23 protein-coding genes and 3 pseudogenes are annotated in these 19,370 nt (G+C 60.6%); 8 read left to right on the top strand and 18 right to left on the bottom strand.

From position 1 onward, the window contains the following. The first annotated feature begins 31 nt into the window (after positions 1 to 31). Together ACOJB8_RS09225 and ACOJB8_RS09220 are read left to right on the top strand one after the other, a co-directional pair. A complete protein-coding gene (locus ACOJB8_RS09225; protein WP_069263872.1) occupies positions 32 to 1,036 on the top strand; it encodes a substrate-binding domain-containing protein in 1,005 nt (334 codons plus the stop codon). A gap of 149 nt (positions 1,037 to 1,185) precedes the next feature. After that, on the top strand, positions 1,186 to 1,638 hold the full coding sequence (locus ACOJB8_RS09220; protein WP_368605274.1) for a ferritin-like domain-containing protein: 453 nt from the start codon (positions 1,186 to 1,188) through the stop codon (positions 1,636 to 1,638). Positions 1,639 to 1,661: 23 nt separating this feature from the next. Here ACOJB8_RS09220 and ACOJB8_RS09215 read toward each other — a convergent pair whose 3' ends face one another. After that, entirely contained in the window at positions 1,662 to 1,910 is a 249-nt protein-coding gene (locus tag ACOJB8_RS09215; RefSeq protein WP_342920052.1) for a hypothetical protein, read from the bottom strand. A 513-nt stretch (positions 1,911 to 2,423) separates the two neighbouring features. Between ACOJB8_RS09215 and ACOJB8_RS09210 the strand changes: the two genes are divergently transcribed. Continuing rightward, positions 2,424 to 2,744, top strand: coding sequence for a hypothetical protein (locus ACOJB8_RS09210; protein ID WP_368727618.1), 321 nt, complete (start codon positions 2,424 to 2,426; stop codon positions 2,742 to 2,744). Between the two features lie 276 nt (positions 2,745 to 3,020). On the opposite strand, the gene ACOJB8_RS09205 is transcribed toward ACOJB8_RS09210, so the two are convergent. The 9 genes from ACOJB8_RS09205 to ACOJB8_RS09165 form a co-directional block, all read right to left on the bottom strand. Next, the gene (locus ACOJB8_RS09205) at positions 3,021 to 3,206 is read right to left on the bottom strand and encodes a hypothetical protein (protein WP_475012415.1); all 186 of its coding nucleotides are present in this window, start codon (positions 3,204 to 3,206) and stop codon (positions 3,021 to 3,023) included. Between the two features lie 337 nt (positions 3,207 to 3,543). Continuing rightward, on the bottom strand, positions 3,544 to 3,699 hold the full coding sequence (locus tag ACOJB8_RS09200) for an NAD(P)-binding protein (RefSeq protein WP_475012159.1): 156 nt from the start codon (positions 3,697 to 3,699) through the stop codon (positions 3,544 to 3,546). 831 nt (positions 3,700 to 4,530) lie between these two features. Beyond that, positions 4,531 to 6,978, bottom strand: coding sequence for a heavy metal translocating P-type ATPase (locus ACOJB8_RS09195; RefSeq protein WP_368727617.1), 2,448 nt, complete (start codon positions 6,976 to 6,978; stop codon positions 4,531 to 4,533). A 123-nt stretch (positions 6,979 to 7,101) separates the two neighbouring features. Next, on the bottom strand, positions 7,102 to 7,299 hold the full coding sequence (locus tag ACOJB8_RS09190; RefSeq protein WP_368727616.1) for a heavy-metal-associated domain-containing protein: 198 nt from the start codon (positions 7,297 to 7,299) through the stop codon (positions 7,102 to 7,104). Positions 7,300 to 7,365: 66 nt separating this feature from the next. Further along, on the bottom strand, positions 7,366 to 7,767 hold the full coding sequence (gene cueR, locus ACOJB8_RS09185; protein WP_368727615.1) for a Cu(I)-responsive transcriptional regulator: 402 nt from the start codon (positions 7,765 to 7,767) through the stop codon (positions 7,366 to 7,368). A 650-nt stretch (positions 7,768 to 8,417) separates the two neighbouring features. Next, positions 8,418 to 9,110, bottom strand: a complete 693-nt coding sequence (locus ACOJB8_RS09180) for a hypothetical protein (RefSeq protein ID WP_368604527.1) — start codon at positions 9,108 to 9,110, stop codon at positions 8,418 to 8,420. A gap of 7 nt (positions 9,111 to 9,117) precedes the next feature. Further along, positions 9,118 to 10,095 carry an AAA family ATPase gene (locus ACOJB8_RS09175; RefSeq protein WP_368604526.1) on the bottom strand — a complete coding sequence of 326 codons (978 nt, stop codon included), beginning with the start codon at positions 10,093 to 10,095 and terminating at the stop codon, positions 9,118 to 9,120. A gap of 25 nt (positions 10,096 to 10,120) precedes the next feature. Beyond that, complete coding sequence (locus ACOJB8_RS09170) at positions 10,121 to 12,103, bottom strand: integrase (RefSeq protein WP_475012158.1); 1,983 nt, start codon at positions 12,101 to 12,103, stop codon at positions 10,121 to 10,123. Next, entirely contained in the window at positions 12,100 to 12,414 is a 315-nt protein-coding gene (locus ACOJB8_RS09165; protein ID WP_475012157.1) for a hypothetical protein, read from the bottom strand. Before ACOJB8_RS09165 ends, ACOJB8_RS09170 begins: the two co-directional genes overlap by 4 nt. Between ACOJB8_RS09165 and ACOJB8_RS09160 the strand changes: the two genes are divergently transcribed. Next, a complete protein-coding gene (locus ACOJB8_RS09160) occupies positions 12,400 to 12,768 on the top strand; it encodes a hypothetical protein (RefSeq protein ID WP_475012156.1) in 369 nt (122 codons plus the stop codon). The genes ACOJB8_RS09165 and ACOJB8_RS09160 overlap by 15 nt on opposite strands. 17 nt (positions 12,769 to 12,785) lie before the next feature. Here the strand turns inward: ACOJB8_RS09160 and ACOJB8_RS09155 are convergent, their stop codons facing one another. Continuing rightward, on the bottom strand, positions 12,786 to 13,469 hold the full coding sequence (locus ACOJB8_RS09155; protein ID WP_475012155.1) for a methyltransferase family protein: 684 nt from the start codon (positions 13,467 to 13,469) through the stop codon (positions 12,786 to 12,788). On the opposite strand from ACOJB8_RS09155, the gene ACOJB8_RS09150 reads away from it, so the two are divergent. Beyond that, positions 13,464 to 13,799, top strand: coding sequence for a hypothetical protein (locus ACOJB8_RS09150; protein WP_475012154.1), 336 nt, complete (start codon positions 13,464 to 13,466; stop codon positions 13,797 to 13,799). The two genes, ACOJB8_RS09155 and ACOJB8_RS09150, sit on opposite strands and share 6 nt — an antisense overlap. 50 nt (positions 13,800 to 13,849) lie before the next feature. Here ACOJB8_RS09150 and ACOJB8_RS09145 read toward each other — a convergent pair whose 3' ends face one another. The 4 genes and pseudogenes from ACOJB8_RS09145 to ACOJB8_RS09130 all read right to left on the bottom strand — a co-directional run. Then, the gene (locus ACOJB8_RS09145) at positions 13,850 to 14,377 is read right to left on the bottom strand and encodes a hypothetical protein (protein WP_368727612.1); all 528 of its coding nucleotides are present in this window, start codon (positions 14,375 to 14,377) and stop codon (positions 13,850 to 13,852) included. A 66-nt stretch (positions 14,378 to 14,443) separates the two neighbouring features. Further along, positions 14,444 to 14,941, bottom strand: a complete 498-nt coding sequence (locus tag ACOJB8_RS09140) for a TPM domain-containing protein (protein ID WP_368727611.1) — start codon at positions 14,939 to 14,941, stop codon at positions 14,444 to 14,446. A 2-nt stretch (positions 14,942 to 14,943) separates the two neighbouring features. After that, positions 14,944 to 15,804: a YgcG family protein gene (locus ACOJB8_RS09135; RefSeq protein WP_368727610.1), complete on the bottom strand. Its 861-nt coding sequence runs from the start codon at positions 15,802 to 15,804 to the stop codon at positions 14,944 to 14,946. Beyond that, positions 15,801 to 15,962 (bottom strand): annotated as a pseudogene (locus tag ACOJB8_RS09130) (LemA family protein); the annotation flags it as partial. The pseudogene ACOJB8_RS09130 and the gene ACOJB8_RS09135, both read right to left, overlap by 4 nt. Before the next feature lie 181 nt (positions 15,963 to 16,143). Here ACOJB8_RS09130 and ACOJB8_RS09125 point away from each other — a divergent pair. After that, entirely contained in the window at positions 16,144 to 16,626 is a 483-nt protein-coding gene (locus ACOJB8_RS09125) for a DUF5676 family membrane protein (RefSeq protein WP_368727609.1), read from the top strand. A 296-nt stretch (positions 16,627 to 16,922) separates the two neighbouring features. Here ACOJB8_RS09125 and ACOJB8_RS09120 read toward each other — a convergent pair whose 3' ends face one another. The 3 genes and pseudogenes from ACOJB8_RS09120 to ACOJB8_RS09110 form a co-directional block, all read right to left on the bottom strand. Next, complete coding sequence (locus ACOJB8_RS09120; RefSeq protein WP_368727608.1) at positions 16,923 to 17,270, bottom strand: hypothetical protein; 348 nt, start codon at positions 17,268 to 17,270, stop codon at positions 16,923 to 16,925. A gap of 73 nt (positions 17,271 to 17,343) precedes the next feature. Next, positions 17,344 to 17,825 (bottom strand): annotated as a pseudogene (locus tag ACOJB8_RS09115) (FTR1 family protein). Positions 17,826 to 17,839: 14 nt separating this feature from the next. Beyond that, a pseudogene (locus ACOJB8_RS09110) lies at positions 17,840 to 18,137 on the bottom strand (cupredoxin domain-containing protein). 397 nt (positions 18,138 to 18,534) lie between these two features. Between ACOJB8_RS09110 and ACOJB8_RS09105 the strand changes: the two are divergent. Further along, positions 18,535 to 18,822, top strand: coding sequence for a transcriptional repressor (locus ACOJB8_RS09105; protein WP_368727607.1), 288 nt, complete (start codon positions 18,535 to 18,537; stop codon positions 18,820 to 18,822). Between the two features lie 67 nt (positions 18,823 to 18,889). Beyond that, positions 18,890 to 19,249, top strand: coding sequence for a response regulator (locus ACOJB8_RS09100; RefSeq protein ID WP_368727606.1), 360 nt, complete (start codon positions 18,890 to 18,892; stop codon positions 19,247 to 19,249). Positions 19,250 to 19,370 lie beyond the last annotated feature (121 nt).

Genomic DNA, 19,370 nt, shown 5'->3' with positions numbered 1-19,370 from the left:
AAGCCGTTAAATCAGGAGATAGGAGAGAGAGATGAACAAGATCATGACGGGATTCCTCCTGGGGGCGGGCGTGCTTGCGTTCGGCCTTTCGATGAACGCCGGCGCGACCGATCCGACCACGTCAGGGCAACTCGGCGCCGGTATGACGATGTATATGCAGATGGGCGGAAACCCCGGCGACGGCGCGACATTGCCACGTCAGACGGGGGCTGCCGATGCGGGACACGCCTTCGGCATCAAGGTGATCGAGCAGTTCTCGGCCTGGAGCCCGGAGACGATGCTTGCGCAGTTTCGCCAGGCGATGGCGGCAAAGCCGACGTGTATCGGCATCATGGGCCACCCGGGCGATCCGGCCTTCGCCCCGCTGATCAAGCAGGCGGTCGACCAGGGCATCATCGTGACCGTCGGCAATACGCCGCTGCCCGATAACCAGAAGCTCTACGACGCGAAGGGCTTCGGCTACGCCGGCGTCGAACTCTACGTTGGCGGCCAGATTACCGCTCAGGCCATGCTGAGCGCCGGGCTCAAGAAGGGCGACGAGGCGCTCGAATATGGCGTCTTCAACGAGAGTGTGCGCAGCCAGTCCGACCGCGGCCTTGCCGAGACGCTGGAAAAGGCCGGTGTGAAGGTGACCCGGCTCAATATCTCGCCTCAGGTGGATTCCGATTCATCGCTCGCCGTGCCGATCCTGGTCGCCTTTATCCAGGCGCACCCTGATCTGAAGGCCATCGGCACCCAGCACGGCGGCGTGACCGGGTTCATTCCGCAGGCGCTCCAGCAGGCCGGCAAGAAGCCGGGGCAAATCATCGTGGGCGGCATCGATCTTGCGCCTGCCACGATTTCCGGGCTGCAGAGCAAATTCATCACCGCGACGCTCGATCAGCAGCTTTATCTGCAGGGCTTTCTGCCGGTTACGCAGTGCGTGCTCTCGGCGGCTTATCACTTCGCGGGGCTGACCATCAACACCGGTGCAGGTGTGCAGACACCCGCGACGATCGACTCGCTCATTCCGCTCATCAAGCGCGGGATTCGCTAAGGACGAATGGGATGAAGGTACGGGGGCACGACGCGGTGAAACTCTCATAGGTTGCGGCGGGCGCGATCGTACCCCTGGCAGGACGGTTCGGGCATGGCGTATGCGGAAACATGGAGCTTTTCACGCGTTTATTCGACGGGAGCGAACCCATGACGACCACTGTCATTGCCATGCTGAACGAGCTGATCGAAACTTCAAAGGACGGCGAGCACGAATTCACGAAAGCAGCCGACGGGGCACAGCACGCAAGCGTGAACGAAGCGCTGCTCGAAAGTGCCGTGCACTGCTCGCGTGGCGCGCGCCAGTTGCAGGAACTCGTCGTGAAGCTTGGCGGCAAGCCGGAAAACGGCGGCAGCGTCGCGGGCGCGTTGCATCGCGGCTGGCTCAATGTGAAATCCGCGGTTGGCACCCGCACCGACGACGCCATCCTTGCAGATTGCGAAAAGGGCGAAGATACCGCGGAGAAGCGGTTTCACAGTGCGCTTGAAAGGAATTTGCCCGCTGATGTGAACGCCGTGGTGGCGCGGCTATATAGCGATGTGGCCCAGGATCTCGATCGCATCCGCGAGTTGCGAGTCCAGTTTGCCGAGACGAAACCCTGACTCGAGCGTGGTCGACGTGGGCGCTACTGGGTGGCGGATTCCGTAACGACCACCCGCACGTCCTGCGCGAAGGCGTCCTCGAACCGAATGCGCGCCACCGTAAGGCAATCCGCGGGCGTGCCGGCCCCGAGACGTACCGCAGCTTGTGCCGTGGCCTTCGCGGCAAGGCCAAATACAGCGACCGCTTCATCCCATGTGAGGCCGGTCGTCATCACTTCCTGAATGAGCCTGCCCGCCACCGCCTCGATCTTCGCTCTCCGTTCCTGATTCATCACATCACTCCCGGTTTTGCGCGCTGTCGCTTGATGGAAAGAGCGCATATTTTGGACCCGGTGCGCAGTTGAGGGCGCGCCGGAGGCGGTTGCCTCAATTGATTCCAGGGTGCTCCGGCGCGGCCCCCTGGAGGCGCGACGCGTTTTCAATATGGAATGTTTTCACATTGAATGAATGCCTTGTGATAAGAAAACTTATCCTTAGAGACGCGTACGCATCGGCATTTTCAAGATTCCGAAAGCACGATCGACGACTGGATACGCTTCCCTTCGGGGGCAGCTATCAATCGAGCAAAGCCGAAGAGAGCTAAGATCGCGCCGCCGATATTCGACGGTACGGAGGGCGCGGCAGCGTTCAAGGACCGTAGCAGGCAATTCTCAGACACCCGAGACCCCGTGCATCATCGCTTGCCAAAATGCATGCCTTTCGGACGCCCCACCTTCGTCCGAAATGCAGTACAGTGACTCAGGCAGCAAGCGCGCAAGCTGTGATCATTCACAGGGAGAGCTGCAATGGACGGCTTCGGAATGACTTCAGAGATCAGCGATTTTCTCGTACTGGCCGCCGCCCTTCGGAATGTGGCCGTCGACACCGGATCTATCGATCGGAAGGCTCTGCTCGCCGAAATCACCCGATTTATCGATTTGTTGGAACGCGCTATTTCAGACAAGCCTGCATGTCGAAACCGTACCTACGAGGCTCGCATACTGCTTGCACAGGATCTTCCTCTCTGCGCATTGGACCAGATCGATGCATTGCTCGTCAGTTGCGTCGCACAGCAGACGCTCCAGCCTCTTTCTACTCGCCCCGCTTTTGCGCGCCAGTACAGCTAGTAGTGTCATTAGCGCAACCGGGCTTCCAGCGAAGATACCCGCACGTTAGCCAGGCAACGGCCAGTAAAACGTATGTGAAATTGGCCGCATTCGGCGGCATTGCGGACGTGGATCGTTCAATGTCTTCCTGGCCAAAGGCTGCAGTTGGCCGAGACCGTGTAAGAACACGCAGAACACCCTACCGGCGACGCCCGGTTGGGAGCGCAATTGCGCTGAGGCGGCACACGGACAGATAGCGTAATTGCATTTACCGACGAATAGCGTCGGCGCGCGAGTTCAAGCGCCTGCCAGCTTCATTGCACGCATTGTCTTTGCGAACCCGAGAATCCTGATGACGCGTTTGAGGTTGTAGGCCAGCACACGCAAACTCATTTCAGCGCCGACATGGCCACCGTCCGCGAGGAGCTGGTCGTTGATACGGGTATCCCAACGAACCAGTTCGCCCCCACCACTTGAGAACATCGCGCTTGTGCCAGAGGCTGTAGATCTCACCGAGGAAGCCTGAGAGCGCCCGGGACGTGAAGAGCGCTTTCCCAGCGTGAACGGCCGCGTCGAGCGCGTCGAAGAACGGGTCGATTGTCGCTGCGGAATCGGGAAATCGGGATTTCAAATCGTTCGCGAACGCGGCCTTCGGACGCGTGAATGAAGCCGTGAAATTGTCGGGGAAATGGGGAAGTGGGGAAGTGGACGATGTCGTATGTCTTGCTTAGCGATGCAAACGTAATGGCATTGCCAGAGAGCCAGTCAATGATCGCGTGCGCCTCGCCGACCGGGCCCATCTCGCCCAGATAGTGCAGGCCTACGTCCCAGCGGAAACAATGCGCTCGAGGACCAGCGCGGCTTTGCCGTATCTAGCCAGGGCCGTCGCGAATGCGAGGCCGCCGATCCCTGATCCAATGACGATCGCATCAAAGTGATTCCGGTCTGATGACATGTTCACCTCCGTCAACGTCATTTGCGCTCGTGGATTGAAGGTTCATACGGAGTTGGCTGCTTTGCGTCGGCTCGCCATCGGGGCGACACTCTGGTGGGTTGTGTCGCGATAACACAAACGAGGCGATAGAATTTTCGAATGAATACGAATGCTTACATGACCAGCGAATAGAACTGATCTGCTGTGGATTTTGTACCGCCGTCGCCACCATACATGCACGAAAAGGACGATTACCCAAGGTACCACGGCCGGAACGAACGGCAAGGGCGCGAGTCGGTCGAGTGCGAGCCCGGCAATCACCGCGACCGCCCAGGCGATTGGCGGCCGGATTATAACGTTCGCGGTATCTGTATTTGCCATGGTTGGACTCGGCTATAGCGAGCATAGCTTCGATCGCATCCGTGGACGTCGGGGGGCCATCGCCGACCAGATGACGGGCCGCCATACGCCTGCTTTCCCGCGACCGAAGAAACATCTGACCACGCTCTTCCGCAATTTGCATTCTTCATCGAAACCGTTATACAAGTGACGCGCCCGACAATGGACCGGCACCCTATATGCGAGCTTCTCAGGACCGACGAGCCGCTGGACCGCCAGGATTAGCAGCATTGCGAAAGGGAACGCACGCCAGTGAGACATCGAGGCCTTGACTTTAAAGAATTGGCACATCCTAAACATTCACATGGGAGGAATGTCCAATCCCGGTTTCGAATGTACGCCTGAGCGGGGTGCCGGTTAAACGCCTTCATCTATATTCCGCTTTCTCAAAGTTCCCGGAAACGGCCAGCCGTAATGCGCTCGAACGCACGGCGCAAGAGGAGTTGATGCATCCGGTCTCCCGCAACATCAAAGCTAGATTCGGGCATTACGCAACCTGAGTGCGTTCGAGATGACCGAAGCGGAACTCAAGCTCATGGCAAGCGCCGCGATCATCGGCGAGAGCAGCAATCCAGTGAACGGGAAAAGCACCCCGGCAGCCAGAGGAACGCCAAGCGCGTTATAGACGAACGCGAAGCCAAGGTTCTGCTTCATGTTTGCGACGGTTGCCTCGGACAGCTCCCGCGCACGGACGATGCCGCGCAAGTCACCTTTGACAAGGGTGACCTGCGCACTGCTCATCGCCACGTCTGTGCCGGTCCCCATGGCAACGCCGACATCAGCCTTCGCAAGTGCCGGCGCGTCGTTGATCCCGTCTCCAGCCATTGCCACAACATGCCCGGCTTGCTGAAGCTTCGTCACCAGATCGAGTTTGTCGGCAGGTTTGACCTCGCCATGGAATTCGTCGATACCAAGTTTCCCGGCAACCGCCTTTGCCGTCACTACACCGTCGCCGGTCGCCATCACGACACGAACGCTGTTTTCCTTCAACCTCGCGAGTGCTTCCGGCGTCGTCGCCTTGATCGGGTCGGCGACGGCCAGCAACCCGGCCAGGCAACCATCAACAGCCAGGTACATGACGCTTGCCCCCTGTGCTCGCATGCTGTCCGCCTCCCTGGCTAGCGGCTCGACCGATATGGAATCCGCCTGCATCAGCGCGGTGTTGCCCAATGCCAACTTCCTGCCGGCAACGAGCGCTCGCACACCTATGCCTGTCGCAGATTCGAAGTCCTCGGCGCGCTCCAGGGCCAGGTTCTTCGCGCGGGCAGCCGCGACAATCGCTGCGGCAAGTGGATGCTCGCTGCCCTGGTCAACACTCGCCGCCAGTCGAAGTACCTTTTCAGCCGTGTAGCCATTCGTGCCCGCAGCCCGTTCGAAGGCTGGACGACCTTCAGTCAATGTTCCTGTCTTGTCGACAATCAGCACGTCGACCTTGCGCAAATTCTCAATCGCGGCCGCGTCGCGAAAGAGAACCCCGCTCGATGCGCCTTTGCCACTGGCGACCATGATGGACATCGGTGTTGCAAGTCCCAGCGCGCAAGGGCACGCGATAATCAGCACCGCGACCGCGTTGATGAGACCAAATATCCAGCTGGGCTCGGGCCCAAACAGGCCCCCCAGCAGGAACGTCAGAAGCGCGATGCCGACGACGACAAGGACGAACACGCCGGCAACCTTGTCAGCCATCCGCTGCATTGGCGCCCTGGACCGTTGTGCCTGAGCGACCATCTGCACGATTTGCGACAGCACGGTTTGCGAGCCTACCTTTTCGGACCGGATGATTAGACTGCCTGTCGCATTCGTCGTCGCGCCAATGACATGGTCGCCAACGCGCTTCGTCACGGGAATGGGTTCCCCGGTAATCATCGATTCGTCGAGTGAACTTGCACCCTCCGTCACGACGCCATCCACCGGGACCTTCTCGCCCGGCCGGACGCGAAGCAGGTCTCCAACGTGCACGTTGGACAACGGGACATCTGCCTCGGAACCGTCCGGGTTGATGCGTCGGGCGGTCTTGGGCGCGAGCCCAAGAAGCGCCTTGATGGCGGCAGACGTTTGCGAGCGAGCCGTCAGCTCGAGGAGTTGTCCGAGCAGCGTGAGTGAAATGATGACTGCCGCGGCTTCAAAGTAGACACTGACCCGGCCGTGGGCGCTGTATGTCTCAGGAAACAACCCCGGGAAGACGGTGGCGACGACGCTGTATATGTAGGCAGCGCCTGTCCCGAGTCCGATGAGCGTCCACATGTTCGGGCTGCGGTTAAGGAACGAGCGCGCACACCGCTCAAAAAACGGGAAACCAGCCCACAGGACAACAGGGGTGGACAAGAGGAACTCAACCCAGCTCTCGGTCGACGCGGCCATCAGCCCGAGTCGATGGCCGAACATCGCCAGCACAAAGACGACTGCGGTCAGCGGCAGCGTCCACCAGAAGCGACTCCGAAAATCGACCAACTCCGGATTCTCGCCCTCGTCGAGGCTGGGCAGAATCGGCTCCAGGGTCATGCCGCACTTGGGGCACTGGCCTGGGTGGTCCTGGCGTATCTCCGGATGCATCGGGCACGTGTAGATTGTGCCCACCGGTGCTGGTGGTGCAGGCTCAGCTGACGGGGCTTCGACGTACTTCTCCGGGGCAGACTGAAACTTCGCCAAACATGCGTCGCTGCAGAAGTAGTATTCCTTGCCGCCGTGCCCGGTATGAAAGCTCGAGTTGTTTGTTACGTTCATTCCGCAGACCGGGTCCCGAAGCGGTTCTCCGGCACCCGCATGCGCGTGGTTGCTTTCACCGTGATGGGCACGCGCGCCGTGCTCGGGTTCGGCACTCGCATCGTGCTCATTCGCGCCGTGCGAGTGATGCGCGCCCGACAACGAGTGCCCGGAATTCTGTTGGTGACAAGACCGGTCTTTGCTGCCTTGACTGCTCATCTCGACGCTCCCTTGATACCCGCACAGACTCGATCGGGTTCGCGCATGGCTCGGACCGAGCTCGTTTGCACTGAAGACGCACGCATATGCGTTGCCGTAACCGGGCTGCTGAGATCCGGCAAATCAGCGAAGTTCGGTAGGGCTATATCCGGCTTGCTGGATGGCCGCGACGAATTCGCCCGGCGCATGCTCCGATAAAACGCGAACGAGCTTGGTGTTCAGATCGATATCGACTTGCGCGTTTGCATCGACAACCTCGATGGCCTTCGTCACGACGTCTGCACAGTGACCGCAGGTCATATCCTTGATCTCGAGTTCCATTCCTTAACTCCATTCAGGGTTCGATTCATTCGTACACAGTTTGGGCGTCCTGGGCTCTGTCCTGGATCAACTGCAACGCGGTTGGCCTGCCAGCTCCGCCAATATCGGGCAGTCCGGGCGCGAGTCTCCCTTGCAGTGCGCCGCCAGATACTGGAGCGTATCGCGCATCTCCACGAGTTCGCGGATGCGCTCGTTCAGGTCATCGATGTGCTGCGTGACCATCTGCTTGACCTCGCTGCTGGGTCGTTCGCGGTCTTCCCAAAGTGCCAGCAACGCGGAAATTTGCGTGATCGAAAGTCCGAGATGCCGTGCCCTGCGTACGAATCGCAGGATCTCGACGTCTCTCGCCGTGTACGTCCGATAGTTCGAGCCGGTTCGTGTCGCCGGGCGGATCAGCCCGGATTCCTCGTAGTGGCGAATCATCTTGGCCGAGACACCCGAAGATTTCGCCACCACGCCGATGTTCATCACTTTCTCCCAGGCGGGACACCCGCCGCTCTCAAAAACATTATTGGCCTTCCCACAGTGGGAAGGTCAAGTTCCGGAGGTGCGTCCAGGGACGAAGGGCACGTTCCAGCCGCAACTGCGAGGCGCCGTCCAGCTTACAAGCCCGGAGTGAACGCAAAAAGCCGGTTGGCTTACGTCGTGTCTGGCAGTGGACTCGGGACCATCGCGGCGGCCGCCATCAGCACGGCCTGCGCGAGAGCTCGATTGGGAGCACCGTGCCGAAATGGCGCAGTGACGCCGCAGGCGCAGCTGCAGAAGGATCTTTCAATGCGAACAACAGCTTTGGAATGCGCAGTGTCGCGAGCAGTCGCCGGGTGATATCAAGCCGCTTGATCTGGTGCTCGTGTTTGGATTCCCTGATGCGCCCCGATCAGCTCCGACCGGCGCGGCCGCGCGTCGGGCCACCATGACGCGCACCGAGGCGCGGAATAAAGGGAGGGACTTCGTTCATGTACTGACGGTATGTCTCGCCAAATTCAGCGAGCGATTCCGTAGACCAAATTAAAGATGTCACAACTTCGCTAATAAAGATGTCACTTCGCGGATTCATCGCGAAGGCTGCCGAAAAATCGCCGTAAATTCAAACGTTTACGGAAAACGAATTAAAGTTGTCACCGGCTTGGCGTCGTACAGGTGTCAACAAAGGGGGCAGCGATCGGCCCTTGAGCGACCGCTGCGTCGATGCCGTTGCCCAAGCGCAGATGCAATCGCAATCGGCGAGTCAGGGCGATGCGGTCCTGCCTGCGCATTGCAGGCGTGGTCGACAGAAGAGGAAGACGCCCATAACTGAAGTGCGAATGGCACCAGACGCATCGAAACGGCGCCTCGATCACGCTGGTGTTGACGAGGTAAGGCGTCTCGCCTCGGCAGTGCGGACAGCGCGTTTCGAGCGATTGATGATGCGCCGGGCAGCGATCTTCATCCTCGAGCTGATGCAGCACACTGTGGTAGCCGTGCGCTACGCACTGTCGGCAATACCGGAACGTCGCGTGATACCGACCTGAGCGTGCGGCTTCGAGCAACGAGACGCGCAAGATGTGCTCGGGCAGGCGGAGGATGCAGCGCAGGCGCATGAGGTCGATGTCGTCGCGCACCGGCGCCACGCCTTCAGACGCGTCAACCTCGGGGCTCAACAACTGAACGAGCACGTGGCTGGGCAGCGAATTGGCACATGCGAATTTCCACAGGATCGAGAGTAGGGATTCCCCGGGCATCAGCCACTTGAGGTTAATCACGCTGCCGAACGCGAGCGAGAGTTGCCGCTCGTCAAAGGTCAGAATCGGAAAGCGTGGCGGCTTGAGCACTGCGGCATCACGCCGTGACAAGCACGCGTCCGGTGGCATGGCGGGATTGGACGTAGCCGCAATGCTGCACGGCGTAAGCCCACAACGCTGCCGTGGGACAGTAACCGGGTGCATCTTTGAGTTCGCTGTCCTTGAGCACGATTTCGACGGCGCGTGCGAACGATTCCATCGGGATTTCGAGCCGGCCCGGCAAGCTCGCCTTGTGGTGCGCTGCCTCGAACGCCTGCCACAGCACACCGGCGTCGTTGATCAGGCGGTAGCCGGCGTCAAACGCCTGCGGCACGTAGAAGCGGGTAAAGCTCCACTGGCTGCCCTCCGGGTAGGCTGTCTGATCGTAGCCGTCCAGGCACGTGGCGACATCTTCGGCGTTGCGGATGCCGCAGAAGGCGAATTCCTCGACCATGAGACGCGCGACAATCTGTGTCTTGCCGGCGACCTGCAGCGCCGTCTTCTGAGCGAGCAGATCCTCCTGGCCGACGAGAAAGGTAAAGAGTTTGATGTGCTGACGATCGAGGGCGTCGTGCACATCACGCAGCCATTCGTATTCGTTCTCGTTGTAGCGTTGCGCCTCGTCACAAAAGAGCAGCACCGTGCCGCTGCCGGCGCGGGCGGCGGCCTCGCGAATGCGCAGCGTCAGGCGCATGCGTTTGGCCGGATTGGTGCCGGAGTTCGGCGTGTGATCGCCAACGGCCTCCAGCAAGTTCACGAAGAATGGACCTTCGGCGTGCCGCGGCTTGTGCTCGCACTGCGCGTGGAAGGTCGTCATCTTCGGATGCTGTCGCGCGAGCATGAGCCGCACGTACTCGATTGCGCGGGTTTTACCAATGCGCGAGGGGCCGTAAATGAGTGCCCCCATGATCCGGTAGCGCAGGCAGCGCGTGACGAGCTCATGGAACGCCTCGATCGCGGGTGTGGCGATGCGGTAATTGCCAGTGACGAGCGGGTGCAGCGACGGGTCGATCGGACGCGGGATTTGCGGCGACATGGGGCCTCCCTTGCAAACGACAGCGTTAGAAAACCTGTCCGGTGCCGATGGTGAGCTTGCGGGGACGCACACTCGCAGGCGGGGTCGTTTCGGCGTTCGGCGCAGCGGCCAGCGACGCCGCAGGCGCGGCGATCTTGGCCAATGTCACGGGACCTGGCGGCACGCGTACCATGGGTGCTGCGGCGAGCACGCGCATCGCCTGAGCGAGGTCGGAGGCGGCCTTGCGGGTCTTCCTCGCCTCGGCAAGCTTGGCTTGTATGTATGCTTCGATGGGATTGGAGGCGAGCGGACGGGCGCGCTTGTCGCCATGTAGCTTCAGAATTTCTTGGCGCAGCTTGAGATTGTGCGGTACGACGCGCCACGCCCCTTGCGCCTCAAGTACGCCGAGCTCGGTGCCGTCGGCGAGAAAGGCGCGCACACAACGCAAATCGTCCGCATTCATGTAGACGAGCAGCGGCTGCCCGATCAGGTGCGTGCTGCAGGCGAGCACGGGGTTGGTGTAGCGGACCCGATACAGGTTGATGTGCGGGCGCACGCCCTGCTCGAGATAAGCCCGCACGCGGCAGCGCCTGGCCGTTTGCATCAGGCACAACGTTCGGCGGTGCTGCTCAGGAAGCCAGGTGAGCAGCTGCTGTTTGCCGCGCACGAAATACGTCATCGCTTCGAGCGGCGTGATGCTATTCAGGCCTGCATGTGGAGTCCCGTGGTAGCTTGCGATCGCATATTCGATCAGTTCCTCCAGCTCGTCGAGCGACACGTAGAGGCGCAGATTGCCCTTGGGATCGGCCAGCGCCCGACGCAGATCGCGCGGGTGCGAACCGGTGTAGCCGGGCAGTCGCGAAGACAGGCGAGAGGCGACCGTGCCAAAGAAGCGCTCGATATAAGGTCGCTCGTCCGGGCTATAGTGGGGACCGGCGTCTACGCTGCAGCCGACAAATTCGCACAGCGCGGCCAGCGTGTCGCTCGCGAGATTCGCCTTCGCGTTGTCGAGCTTCATCCACTCCCACGCCACGTAGGCCAACTCGGGCAGACGCTGGGAGGGAAACCCGTCGTGTGTTCCGTATGCGAGACCGGGAATGCTGAAGATGCGCGCGGGGTGGGGCTCAAGCGCTTTCTCGATGGTCTTGATGACGTCGTAGCGGCTGTACTCGCGCGCGAGCACAAGGTGGTAGCCGAGCACCGTGCGCGTGCAGACGTCGATGATGACAAGCAGCCAGACCCGCTCGATTTCGAACTCGTGCGCGAAGCCCAGTGGATCGGACACGACGACCTTGAGCCGGATGTCGAGCTTGTGACCATCGAATTCGACGACCTGATAGGGGCGGCTTGCCGGTGGCGCGCCTGCCTGATCATCGGGGCGAGGCAAGCCTTTGAGGTGCGAGGCGCCGGCCGCGCGCGCAGCAGTACCGAAACTGCCTAGCAGCTCCGCCTTCACGCACGCCGAGAGGGAGCGAATCGCCTGGCCTGCCGTATTGAACGGATAGTCCGCCGCCGTCAGGCCCACTTGCCGGCACTGCTGCAGGAATTCAGTGTGCAATGCTTGCAGGCCGCGCAGGCGCGTATGCAGAGCGCCATCTGTATGGCGCTGATCAAGCTTGACGCGGCGCTGCTTGAGCTGCAGCCGAAGCCAGCCGGCGAGGGGAGGGTAACGCTCAAACAGTTGTGAGAGGGCGCCTACGGCGCCACGGCTGCCCCGCTCGCCCTGTACGGTGACGGGGCGCACACGGACGTACTCCGTCACGCGTACATGCGCGATGAGCGCGCGAAATCCATAGATGCGCCCGTCGCGATGCAGTTCGAGCGCCCGTTCGAGCAAGCGATAGAGCTGCCGGCGATTTACTCCGGTCGCATGTTCGATGTCCTTGACAGGTTCGCCACGCGCGTAACGCTCGATTGCCTGCATCCGAAGCTTGATGCACTTGCGCGTGGGCGCATCGAACTCGGTCCACGCCACGGTCGGCCAGATCGTCAGGTCGAGTGCTTGCAGTTCGGGTTTGCGGCGACTCATGAGCGGGCCTCGGCAGCAGCAAAGCGCGTGAGCCACGAAAGTGGCTCGGTGCGCAACTCGGGTGCTGTGACACGGCCTGTATGCAACAGGCTGAACAAGGCGGCGCGCACGATAATGGGGTCACCCGTTGAGAACTCTCGCTCGATGTCGAGCAATGCTTGAGACGTTGCAACGAAGCGCTCGATCGAGTTGAGCAGCGAAGCCGGCACGAGACCGCGTGTGGCGATCAGGCACGGCAGCATGCGCTGCCAGTTGTCGACCCACATGCGCGAGGCCGCCAGCTCCGCGGGCTCGACGTGGCGCACAGTCATCGCACTGGCATCAATGACCGCGCGAGGTTTGCCGTCTTCGACGATGACCGGATCGGGCAGGAGCAGCAGTTCATGACGGTCAGCGTAGCGGACGTGGAAATCGACGAGATATCGCCGGCCATCGAACTGGACAAAGCCTGGGCGCTCGCAAAAGGCGCGGACGGTCGGATCGGATTCGAGCACGAACCATTGATCGACGGCGCAGCGTCGGTCGAGCGTCAGCCGGCGTTTGAGTTTCGGGCTGAAGACTTCGAAGCGGTGTGCGCCGCGCGCTCGCGCGATCGCGACCGGCTGCATCAGGTGCACAGGAACGTCCATAAGATCAAGACCTTAGGAGCGGGATTCGAAGTCTAGAACGCGAATTGACGAATTTAATGCGGATTTATGCGAATTGACGATTTTATTTCGTTCAGACTGCAAATAAAGTCGTCAATTCGGCGTGCGGAATCCTTACGCTTCAAGGATTTCGAATTGACATCTTTGCTTTGTTCTACGGATTCCCGTTCTTCCGAACGCGCCAGTCGTGTGTACATGTACACGAGCACCGGAAACATGCCAAGCGTCAACAACGTCGGCCATTGCAGCAGGAAGCCGAACATGATCAGCACGAAGCCGACATACTGGGGATGACGTATCGATGCGTAGACCCCAGTCCTTGCCATGGTATGGCTGCGCTGGGCACGATAAAGCACCTGCCAGCCGGCTGAGATGAGCCAGAAGCCGCCGCCGATGAATACGAAGCTCAGCAGATGGAATGCCCCGAAGTGCGGGTTTGCCTTCCAGCCAAACAGCATTTCCGGCAGGTGCCCCGCGTCGTGCGAAAACCAGTCTGTCTGCGGATAGTGAGTCTGCAGCCAGCCTGAGAGCAGGTAAATGGTCAGCGGAAAGCCGTACATCTCCGTGAAGAGCGCCACGATGAAGGCCGAAAACGCCCCCAGCGAACGCCAGTCGCGCTTCGTCTTCGGCTTGAAGAACGTGAAGGCAAAGAAGATGAAAAAGGCCGAGTTCAGGATGACCAGCAACCACAGGCCGTAGGCGGGAGGATTGTCGTGCATGACTGGCTCCTGTCGATGGTCCTGTCAGTGATGATGGGAACTGGTATTCCCGTCGCGATCGGGTTCATTTCTGCCCGCCCTCTCGCCATGACCACCTCCGCCATGTCCATGGTGCATGAACAGATGCATCAATGGACATGCGAGAAAGAGCAGGTACGGCAACCAGCCCAGCAGATGCGCCCGGTGCTCTGTCACCAGGTAAAACGCACCAATCGCGATGAATCCGATCAGCACGATGTTTGTGCGCGAACGCCCGAATCCGCCCGGTTTCCGCTCCTGGCCACCATGTTCCATACAGGACTCCGCAGTCGCCGCCGTCAGTCAGACTGACGGCGTTTGTTGCAACCTACGCTCGCGCGGGACGAGATGCTTGACCCAAATCAACTGACGTGAGCACCCTTCCCGCGGCACGCGAAGACAAGCGCGGCGCCCCACATTGCCGCGAGGACCAGGAGAACCTGCTTGAAATCCGAATCAATGATGAGCTTGACGACGCTCATCATGCCAATTGAAAAGCCGCCCGCCACCAGGGCCACAACAATGGCGTATCGTTTTCGTTCGGCGAATGCGCCCACAGCGAGGTGTACGAAGAGAACGCCCGTAGAGGCAATGTAGCCTCCGAGAACCGTGAAGACCCATCGGAGCCACAACATGAGCCGCGGCGCGTCAGCCTGGATCTGTGCGGTCGACACCGCCAGGTAGCGCATGTCCGAGGGCAGCAGGGGCGGTCGAAGGAAAATGAAATATGCGCCGACCAGCACCATCGCTACTCCCACGGCAGCAAGCAGCCATGCGTGCAGATCCACCAGGCTGCGGATTCGCCGGCCGGCCCTGTTGGCTGACGTGCTCTTCCTCGCGCCGCCCGCGTCCGTCGCGCTGGAGTGTTTGCTTGACTCCCGGTCGCACACGTTACGGCTCCCCTGGTGGTGGCTCGACGCCACGCCGAAGGAACGGGGATGCCAACCGGTACCGCATCACAGCACCACAGGCGCATCGGGCAGCTCGTCACGGTCAGGGCCAGCGGCCGGGTAGTGTCTTGTAAGGTGATTGGCTACCGCCTGAATTCCGTGGACCGCGCCGTCCCGGTACGCTCCACTGCGAAATTCCGCCTCCATGGATTCGCAGATCTCCTGCCACCCCGTTGCGCCGACTCGCGCATGAACTCCCCGGTCCGCGACGATTTCAACCGCGCGGTCCGCGAGTAACACGTAGATCAGCACGCCATTGTTGTGCTCGGTGTCCCAGACCCGCAATTGCGAGAACACCTCGATCGCGCGCTCACGTGGCGATTGCCCGCGGAAGAGGTGCGCACTGTGGAGCGCACCTTCAACCGCAAAGCAGACTTCCCCGACATGTGCGGCATTGCAAGCCCTGATGGCTTGCCCGATTGCCATCAGTGTGGCGGGTGGAAAAGCGCGCCTGACCTTCCAGTGAGTCGTGAGGAGGTGCCTGACGATTCGGCTGAGTTCCATGCTTACCACCTGCCCGACGCACCACCGCCGCCGAATCCACCACCGCCACCGCCAAATCCACCACGTCCGCCTCTGTTGAACCCGCCGTTGTGGCGTCCGATGCCGTATGTTCCGACGTAGGCGCCCATGCCCGCACCTGTCAGCGTAAAGAGGAAGGCAATCACGCCAGCAGCCACCGTTACCAGTATGCCGGCGGTCAGCAGCCATGCAATGAGCGCCGCGCCCCCTCCAGCGACCACAGCGCCGGGCAATCGGCCGAGTGCAGAACGCAGCATGCCGCCGAATACGGCTGCGAGCATGAAGATGACGGGCGCGAGTTTCCAGACATCCGGCGAACCCGGGCCTGCGTGGGGCTGCGGAGGAGGCAATGGCTCACCGTCCGCCACCCGGATCATCTGATTGACACCCGCTGCGATACCGTCGTAGAAGTTGCCTTCCTTGAATCGCGGCACAATGATTTCGCGGATGATGCGGCTGCTGATGGCATCGTTGAGAGCGCCCTCAAGGCCGTAGCCAACCTCGATGCGTAACGCACGGTCGTCCTTCGCCACGATGAGAAGCGCTCCGTCATCCACCTGCCTGCGTCCGAGTTTCCATTGCTCGACGACCCTCAGCGAATACTGCTCAATCGTCTCTTCGCCGGTCGTCGGAACAATCAGCACGGCGATCTGAGTGCCTTTTCTCTTCTCAAATGCCTGCAGCGTCTGCTCCAGTTCGCCCACCTGCTCCGGGGTGAGCGTACCGGTCTGGTCCGTCACACGTGCCGTCAAGGGCGGAACCGCGACCTCAGCGCCTACCTGCGGCGTCAGACACAGCGCGAACGCGGCAATCAGCGCCAGCGAGACTTTCTCCAGCACATTCAATTGGTGGCCCCAGCAGCCGCCGGGCGGCCCCCTTGCGTCGTGTCGAACTCGACGCGGGGCGGTCTGGCAATATCCGCTTCGTTGCTGACGGAGAAATTCGGTTTCTCCTTATACTCAAACGCCATGGCGGTGAGGTCGGACGGAAACGAGCGCACGCTCTTGATGCTGCAGGTCGCGGCACCAGCAAGCTCAAGGAAGTGTCCGGGGGGCGGGCGATTTCCTTTGCATGGCCGCTTGATATCGATCAATTCACGCCCACTCCGCGTCGCTACGATGTCCGCGTAGTGAAGGCGATCTGCGCGCGGAATCAATGCGCCTGAGTCGTTGCGGGAGCTGGTCATGAACATGAAGCCGTACTGGAAATTCGGGGTCGCCATTGCATTGACGCTCGCGACCAGCTACACGGTATGCGCCGCACTATATGCGGCGTGGCCCGCGCTCGGCATTGACTTCCTGAATGCACTGTTTCACGGCCTGGACTTCCGCAAGCACGATACCGGCGTCACTTTCACGCTGGGTATGTTCGTCTACCCGTTTGTCGTGTTCGTCGTCTGGGGTTTTGCTGTAGGAAGACGCTTTTCGCCTGGGTTCGCGAAATCTTGTATCGTGGAGAAGCATGATGGAATGGCTATCACAAGACTGGTTGTGGATCTTGCTTGCGCTCGCTGTTTTCGTTCTGATGCGACGCGGCGGGATGAGTTGCGGCATGGGCGGATACCGTCGAGAACCTCGCGAACATCAACCCCAAGACGCCGGCCCTCCGCGCGATCCGGTCAACGGATATTCGGTCGACCCGACTCACGCGCTTACCTCGATATTTGATGGGCGCACGTACTACTTTGAGTCCGAGGAGTCACGCTCGGAGTCCCGTGGGACGTTCATGTTCGGTAACGCTTGCCACACCGGCGCCGCGACCGACAGATCGATCCACTCTGCGGTCTGCAAAGGGTTCGCTTCAGACGGCGACCAGCTTGCGCCGTTGCTCGTCCCGCCGGCAACCATCACCCGCGGCTCGTAGTGCGGAGGCCGCAAGGGAAGGAGAATCGCAGTACCGTCGCCGCTCGGGGGAATCTGCAAGAGCACCGATAGCGCAAGACTCTGAGCGTCCTGACAAGACACTAATCGCGGGCTGCCAGCTCATTCGCGAACGACACGGCCTCCTCAAAAAGATCTTCAAGTGAGGTAAAGGCTGGGCTCCTCGCTTCGAATGCGAGCCAGCGTCGCATGGGACCACGCCCGTGTGGCTGGAAGGACGAACAGCCTGGTGTTTTCATCAGCGCAGCCACGGAAAGCTGCGGAAGCCTCAGTGCGATCATCTCGCCGTACACGCAAGCTGCCATCCTTCGTCTAACAAAGAAGGCCGGGCAGCCAAAAAACTTGCGCTCCGCAATAACGTCATATCGGCACGCCACTATCCTCAGCGCGACAAGCATCGCCGCGCTGTGCTCCAGCCTGGGTGTCTTCATCTGATTTTCTTTCGATTGCCAGCAACGCAGGAATAGTTAGCCCGGGCCTCACTGGAAAGTACGGCACGGCGGCCTACGCTGCTTGTCGCGCGTTACTTTGGGAGCGGCCAATTGTGCGAGCGAGAAGAACGATGAGCGCAAGTATTGTGACATAGGTCACGATCTGAATCCCCGCCGGACGGGCTGTGTAGCCAATGAGGGTGTGAAGCATCTTGCCGGGAATGGTAGTCTCGTTGAGCAACCACGATGTGTCCCAGACGGTATCACCCCGCGACGGCAAGAGGGCCGCAGACACCAGGTGACCAACATCCGAGCATGACGACTGCGACGAACATCACACAGGCATTGAACACTTCCTGGCCCATACCCGACGCCCATGAAGCAATGACGTCAGCAAATATGGCAATGAGCGCAGCCCCTATGATCCCGCAGACCAGGCCGACGCTCACCCACCGTCCACGGTTAAGCACCCCTTTGGTTGCTGCCATTACGATCGACACGACGAGCGCGGCTTCAAGAACTTCACCGGAAGACGATGAGGGCGGTGGAGAGCATGGTGTTGCAAACGGCTACTTAACGATCAGATGGGTCTTCGACTCTACTTCGTGATATTCGTCGTGAAACTCGTACGTTCCAGCTTTCAGCGGTCCGATGAGAATATCGCCCTGCTTGCCGGCGGGGATCCACCTTCACGGCCTTGAAATCATCACTCTCGAATTCGGCTGGCGTCGAATCAAGATTCTTGACCGTAACCTTCACTCTTTTACCAGCAGGGATGGTCAGCTCGGGCGGTGAGAACTTGTGGTCCTTGAGCATCAGGTTGTGAGCCTCCTGTGCAGCAACTGCGTTTGCTGCGGACAGAACCAACGAGGTCTTCGCAAAGACAACTGAGACGCGCGCGTTGTTTTCATCAGATGTCTGCCGGTTTGTAACAGGTGGTAGTAGAGGTGATAATAAGAGTGGTTATCATCTTCGGCCGCATGACCCATAAATTCAGTAGGGGATTGTGCTTCACTGCCACAGGGCAACACCAGCGGAAAGCCGCGACATCTGCCTGTCGATAGCGCGCTCCGCGTCCGGGCTTTCAGTTATTCTCCCTGGTAATGCAGCGGGTTGCGCTGCCCTGGTGGCCCTTCTCCCCGTCCGCGTGAACTTCGACGAGCTTTTGATTGCGTCAACCCGCAACCCGAGTCATGCGCCAAGCATGAGGTAACATGAAACATTCCTCCCAAATTTCGCAACGGCGGGTTAGGTAGTCAAGGCAATGAGAGCGGTCTCTTACGAACTGGCAAGGGCCCGCCTGAGTGCGGGGTCCGGTCGCGTCGCCGTGCTCACTGCGTTTTATGAATGTCCTCGTGAGCACACGACTGCGGAACAAGTGTTTCGCCGGCCATCGGCAGGGGCCGACCGATGCAGTCAGGCGAGTGTCTATCGCGCACTGTCCAGCCTTCTGGAAGCTGGACTCATCTCGAATGCATGGGTGGGTGAAACGCGGGTGGTCTACGAGCTCAATCGCGGAGCGCCACAGTGGAAGCTGATGGCATCCACGTAGGACGCGCGAGTTGACTCTTGCACCGGTGGCTCAGGATCGTCCTGAAACGCAAAAGCAGGAGCGGTACGTGGCCAAGATATTGCTGGTGGAGGACGATCCGCGCATGCTCGACGCCCTGGTCTGGCTGATCGAGTCCGAAGGTCATCAGGTGGCTCAGGCACGCAATGGCGCAGAAGCGCTGGCGCTCGCGCGTTCGCAACCGCCAGAATTAGTCGTCACCGATTACATGATGCCACTTATGAATGGACTCGAACTGGCCAGAGCATTCGCTGACGACCCCCGGCTTTCGATGGTGCCGGTCGTACTCACCTCGGCCATCGCGGAGCCGCCTGACCCGAGTGCCTTTTTTGCCTTCCTGCGCAAACCGTTCGCCGCGTCCCAGTTCCTCGACCTGATCAACAAGACTGTCGCCCCGCCACACGGCTAGCCGCAGGGCTGGCATGCCGTTTCCTGCCTGGCGGCGGCAGACTCCCTCTAGCAGAACTCACGGCGCGCCAAGCCACGGACGCCGTCAGCCGGTTGCGGGAGCGTCAGGTCAGGGGAGGCTG

It is taken from the genome of Paraburkholderia sp. BR10141 (assembly GCF_056155635.1).
Note: the sequence above shows the minus strand (reverse complement) of the source record. Positions and strands in the feature narration are given on the sequence as shown.

Coding starts and splice junctions, on each gene's coding strand:
- ACOJB8_RS09225 (WP_069263872.1), top strand. CDS start 32: ATGAACAAGATCATGACGGGATTCCTCCTGGGGGCGGGCGTGCTTGCG.
- ACOJB8_RS09220 (WP_368605274.1), top strand. CDS start 1,186: ATGACGACCACTGTCATTGCCATGCTGAACGAGCTGATCGAAACTTCA.
- ACOJB8_RS09215 (WP_342920052.1), bottom strand. CDS start 1,910: ATGAATCAGGAACGGAGAGCGAAGATCGAGGCGGTGGCGGGCAGGCTC.
- ACOJB8_RS09210 (WP_368727618.1), top strand. CDS start 2,424: ATGGACGGCTTCGGAATGACTTCAGAGATCAGCGATTTTCTCGTACTG.
- ACOJB8_RS09205 (WP_475012415.1), bottom strand. CDS start 3,206: ATGTTCTCAAGTGGTGGGGGCGAACTGGTTCGTTGGGATACCCGTATC.
- ACOJB8_RS09200 (WP_475012159.1), bottom strand. CDS start 3,699: ATGACGTTGACGGAGGTGAACATGTCATCAGACCGGAATCACTTTGAT.
- ACOJB8_RS09195 (WP_368727617.1), bottom strand. CDS start 6,978: ATGAGCAGTCAAGGCAGCAAAGACCGGTCTTGTCACCAACAGAATTCC.
- ACOJB8_RS09190 (WP_368727616.1), bottom strand. CDS start 7,299: ATGGAACTCGAGATCAAGGATATGACCTGCGGTCACTGTGCAGACGTC.
- cueR (WP_368727615.1), bottom strand. CDS start 7,767: ATGAACATCGGCGTGGTGGCGAAATCTTCGGGTGTCTCGGCCAAGATG.
- ACOJB8_RS09175 (WP_368604526.1), bottom strand. CDS start 10,095: ATGTCGCCGCAAATCCCGCGTCCGATCGACCCGTCGCTGCACCCGCTC.
- ACOJB8_RS09170 (WP_475012158.1), bottom strand. CDS start 12,103: ATGAGTCGCCGCAAACCCGAACTGCAAGCACTCGACCTGACGATCTGG.
- ACOJB8_RS09165 (WP_475012157.1), bottom strand. CDS start 12,414: ATGACTGTGCGCCACGTCGAGCCCGCGGAGCTGGCGGCCTCGCGCATG.
- ACOJB8_RS09155 (WP_475012155.1), bottom strand. CDS start 13,469: ATGCACGACAATCCTCCCGCCTACGGCCTGTGGTTGCTGGTCATCCTG.
- ACOJB8_RS09140 (WP_368727611.1), bottom strand. CDS start 14,941: ATGGAACTCAGCCGAATCGTCAGGCACCTCCTCACGACTCACTGGAAG.
- ACOJB8_RS09125 (WP_368727609.1), top strand. CDS start 16,144: ATGAACATGAAGCCGTACTGGAAATTCGGGGTCGCCATTGCATTGACG.
- ACOJB8_RS09120 (WP_368727608.1), bottom strand. CDS start 17,270: ATGAAGACACCCAGGCTGGAGCACAGCGCGGCGATGCTTGTCGCGCTG.
- ACOJB8_RS09105 (WP_368727607.1), top strand. CDS start 18,535: ATGAGAGCGGTCTCTTACGAACTGGCAAGGGCCCGCCTGAGTGCGGGG.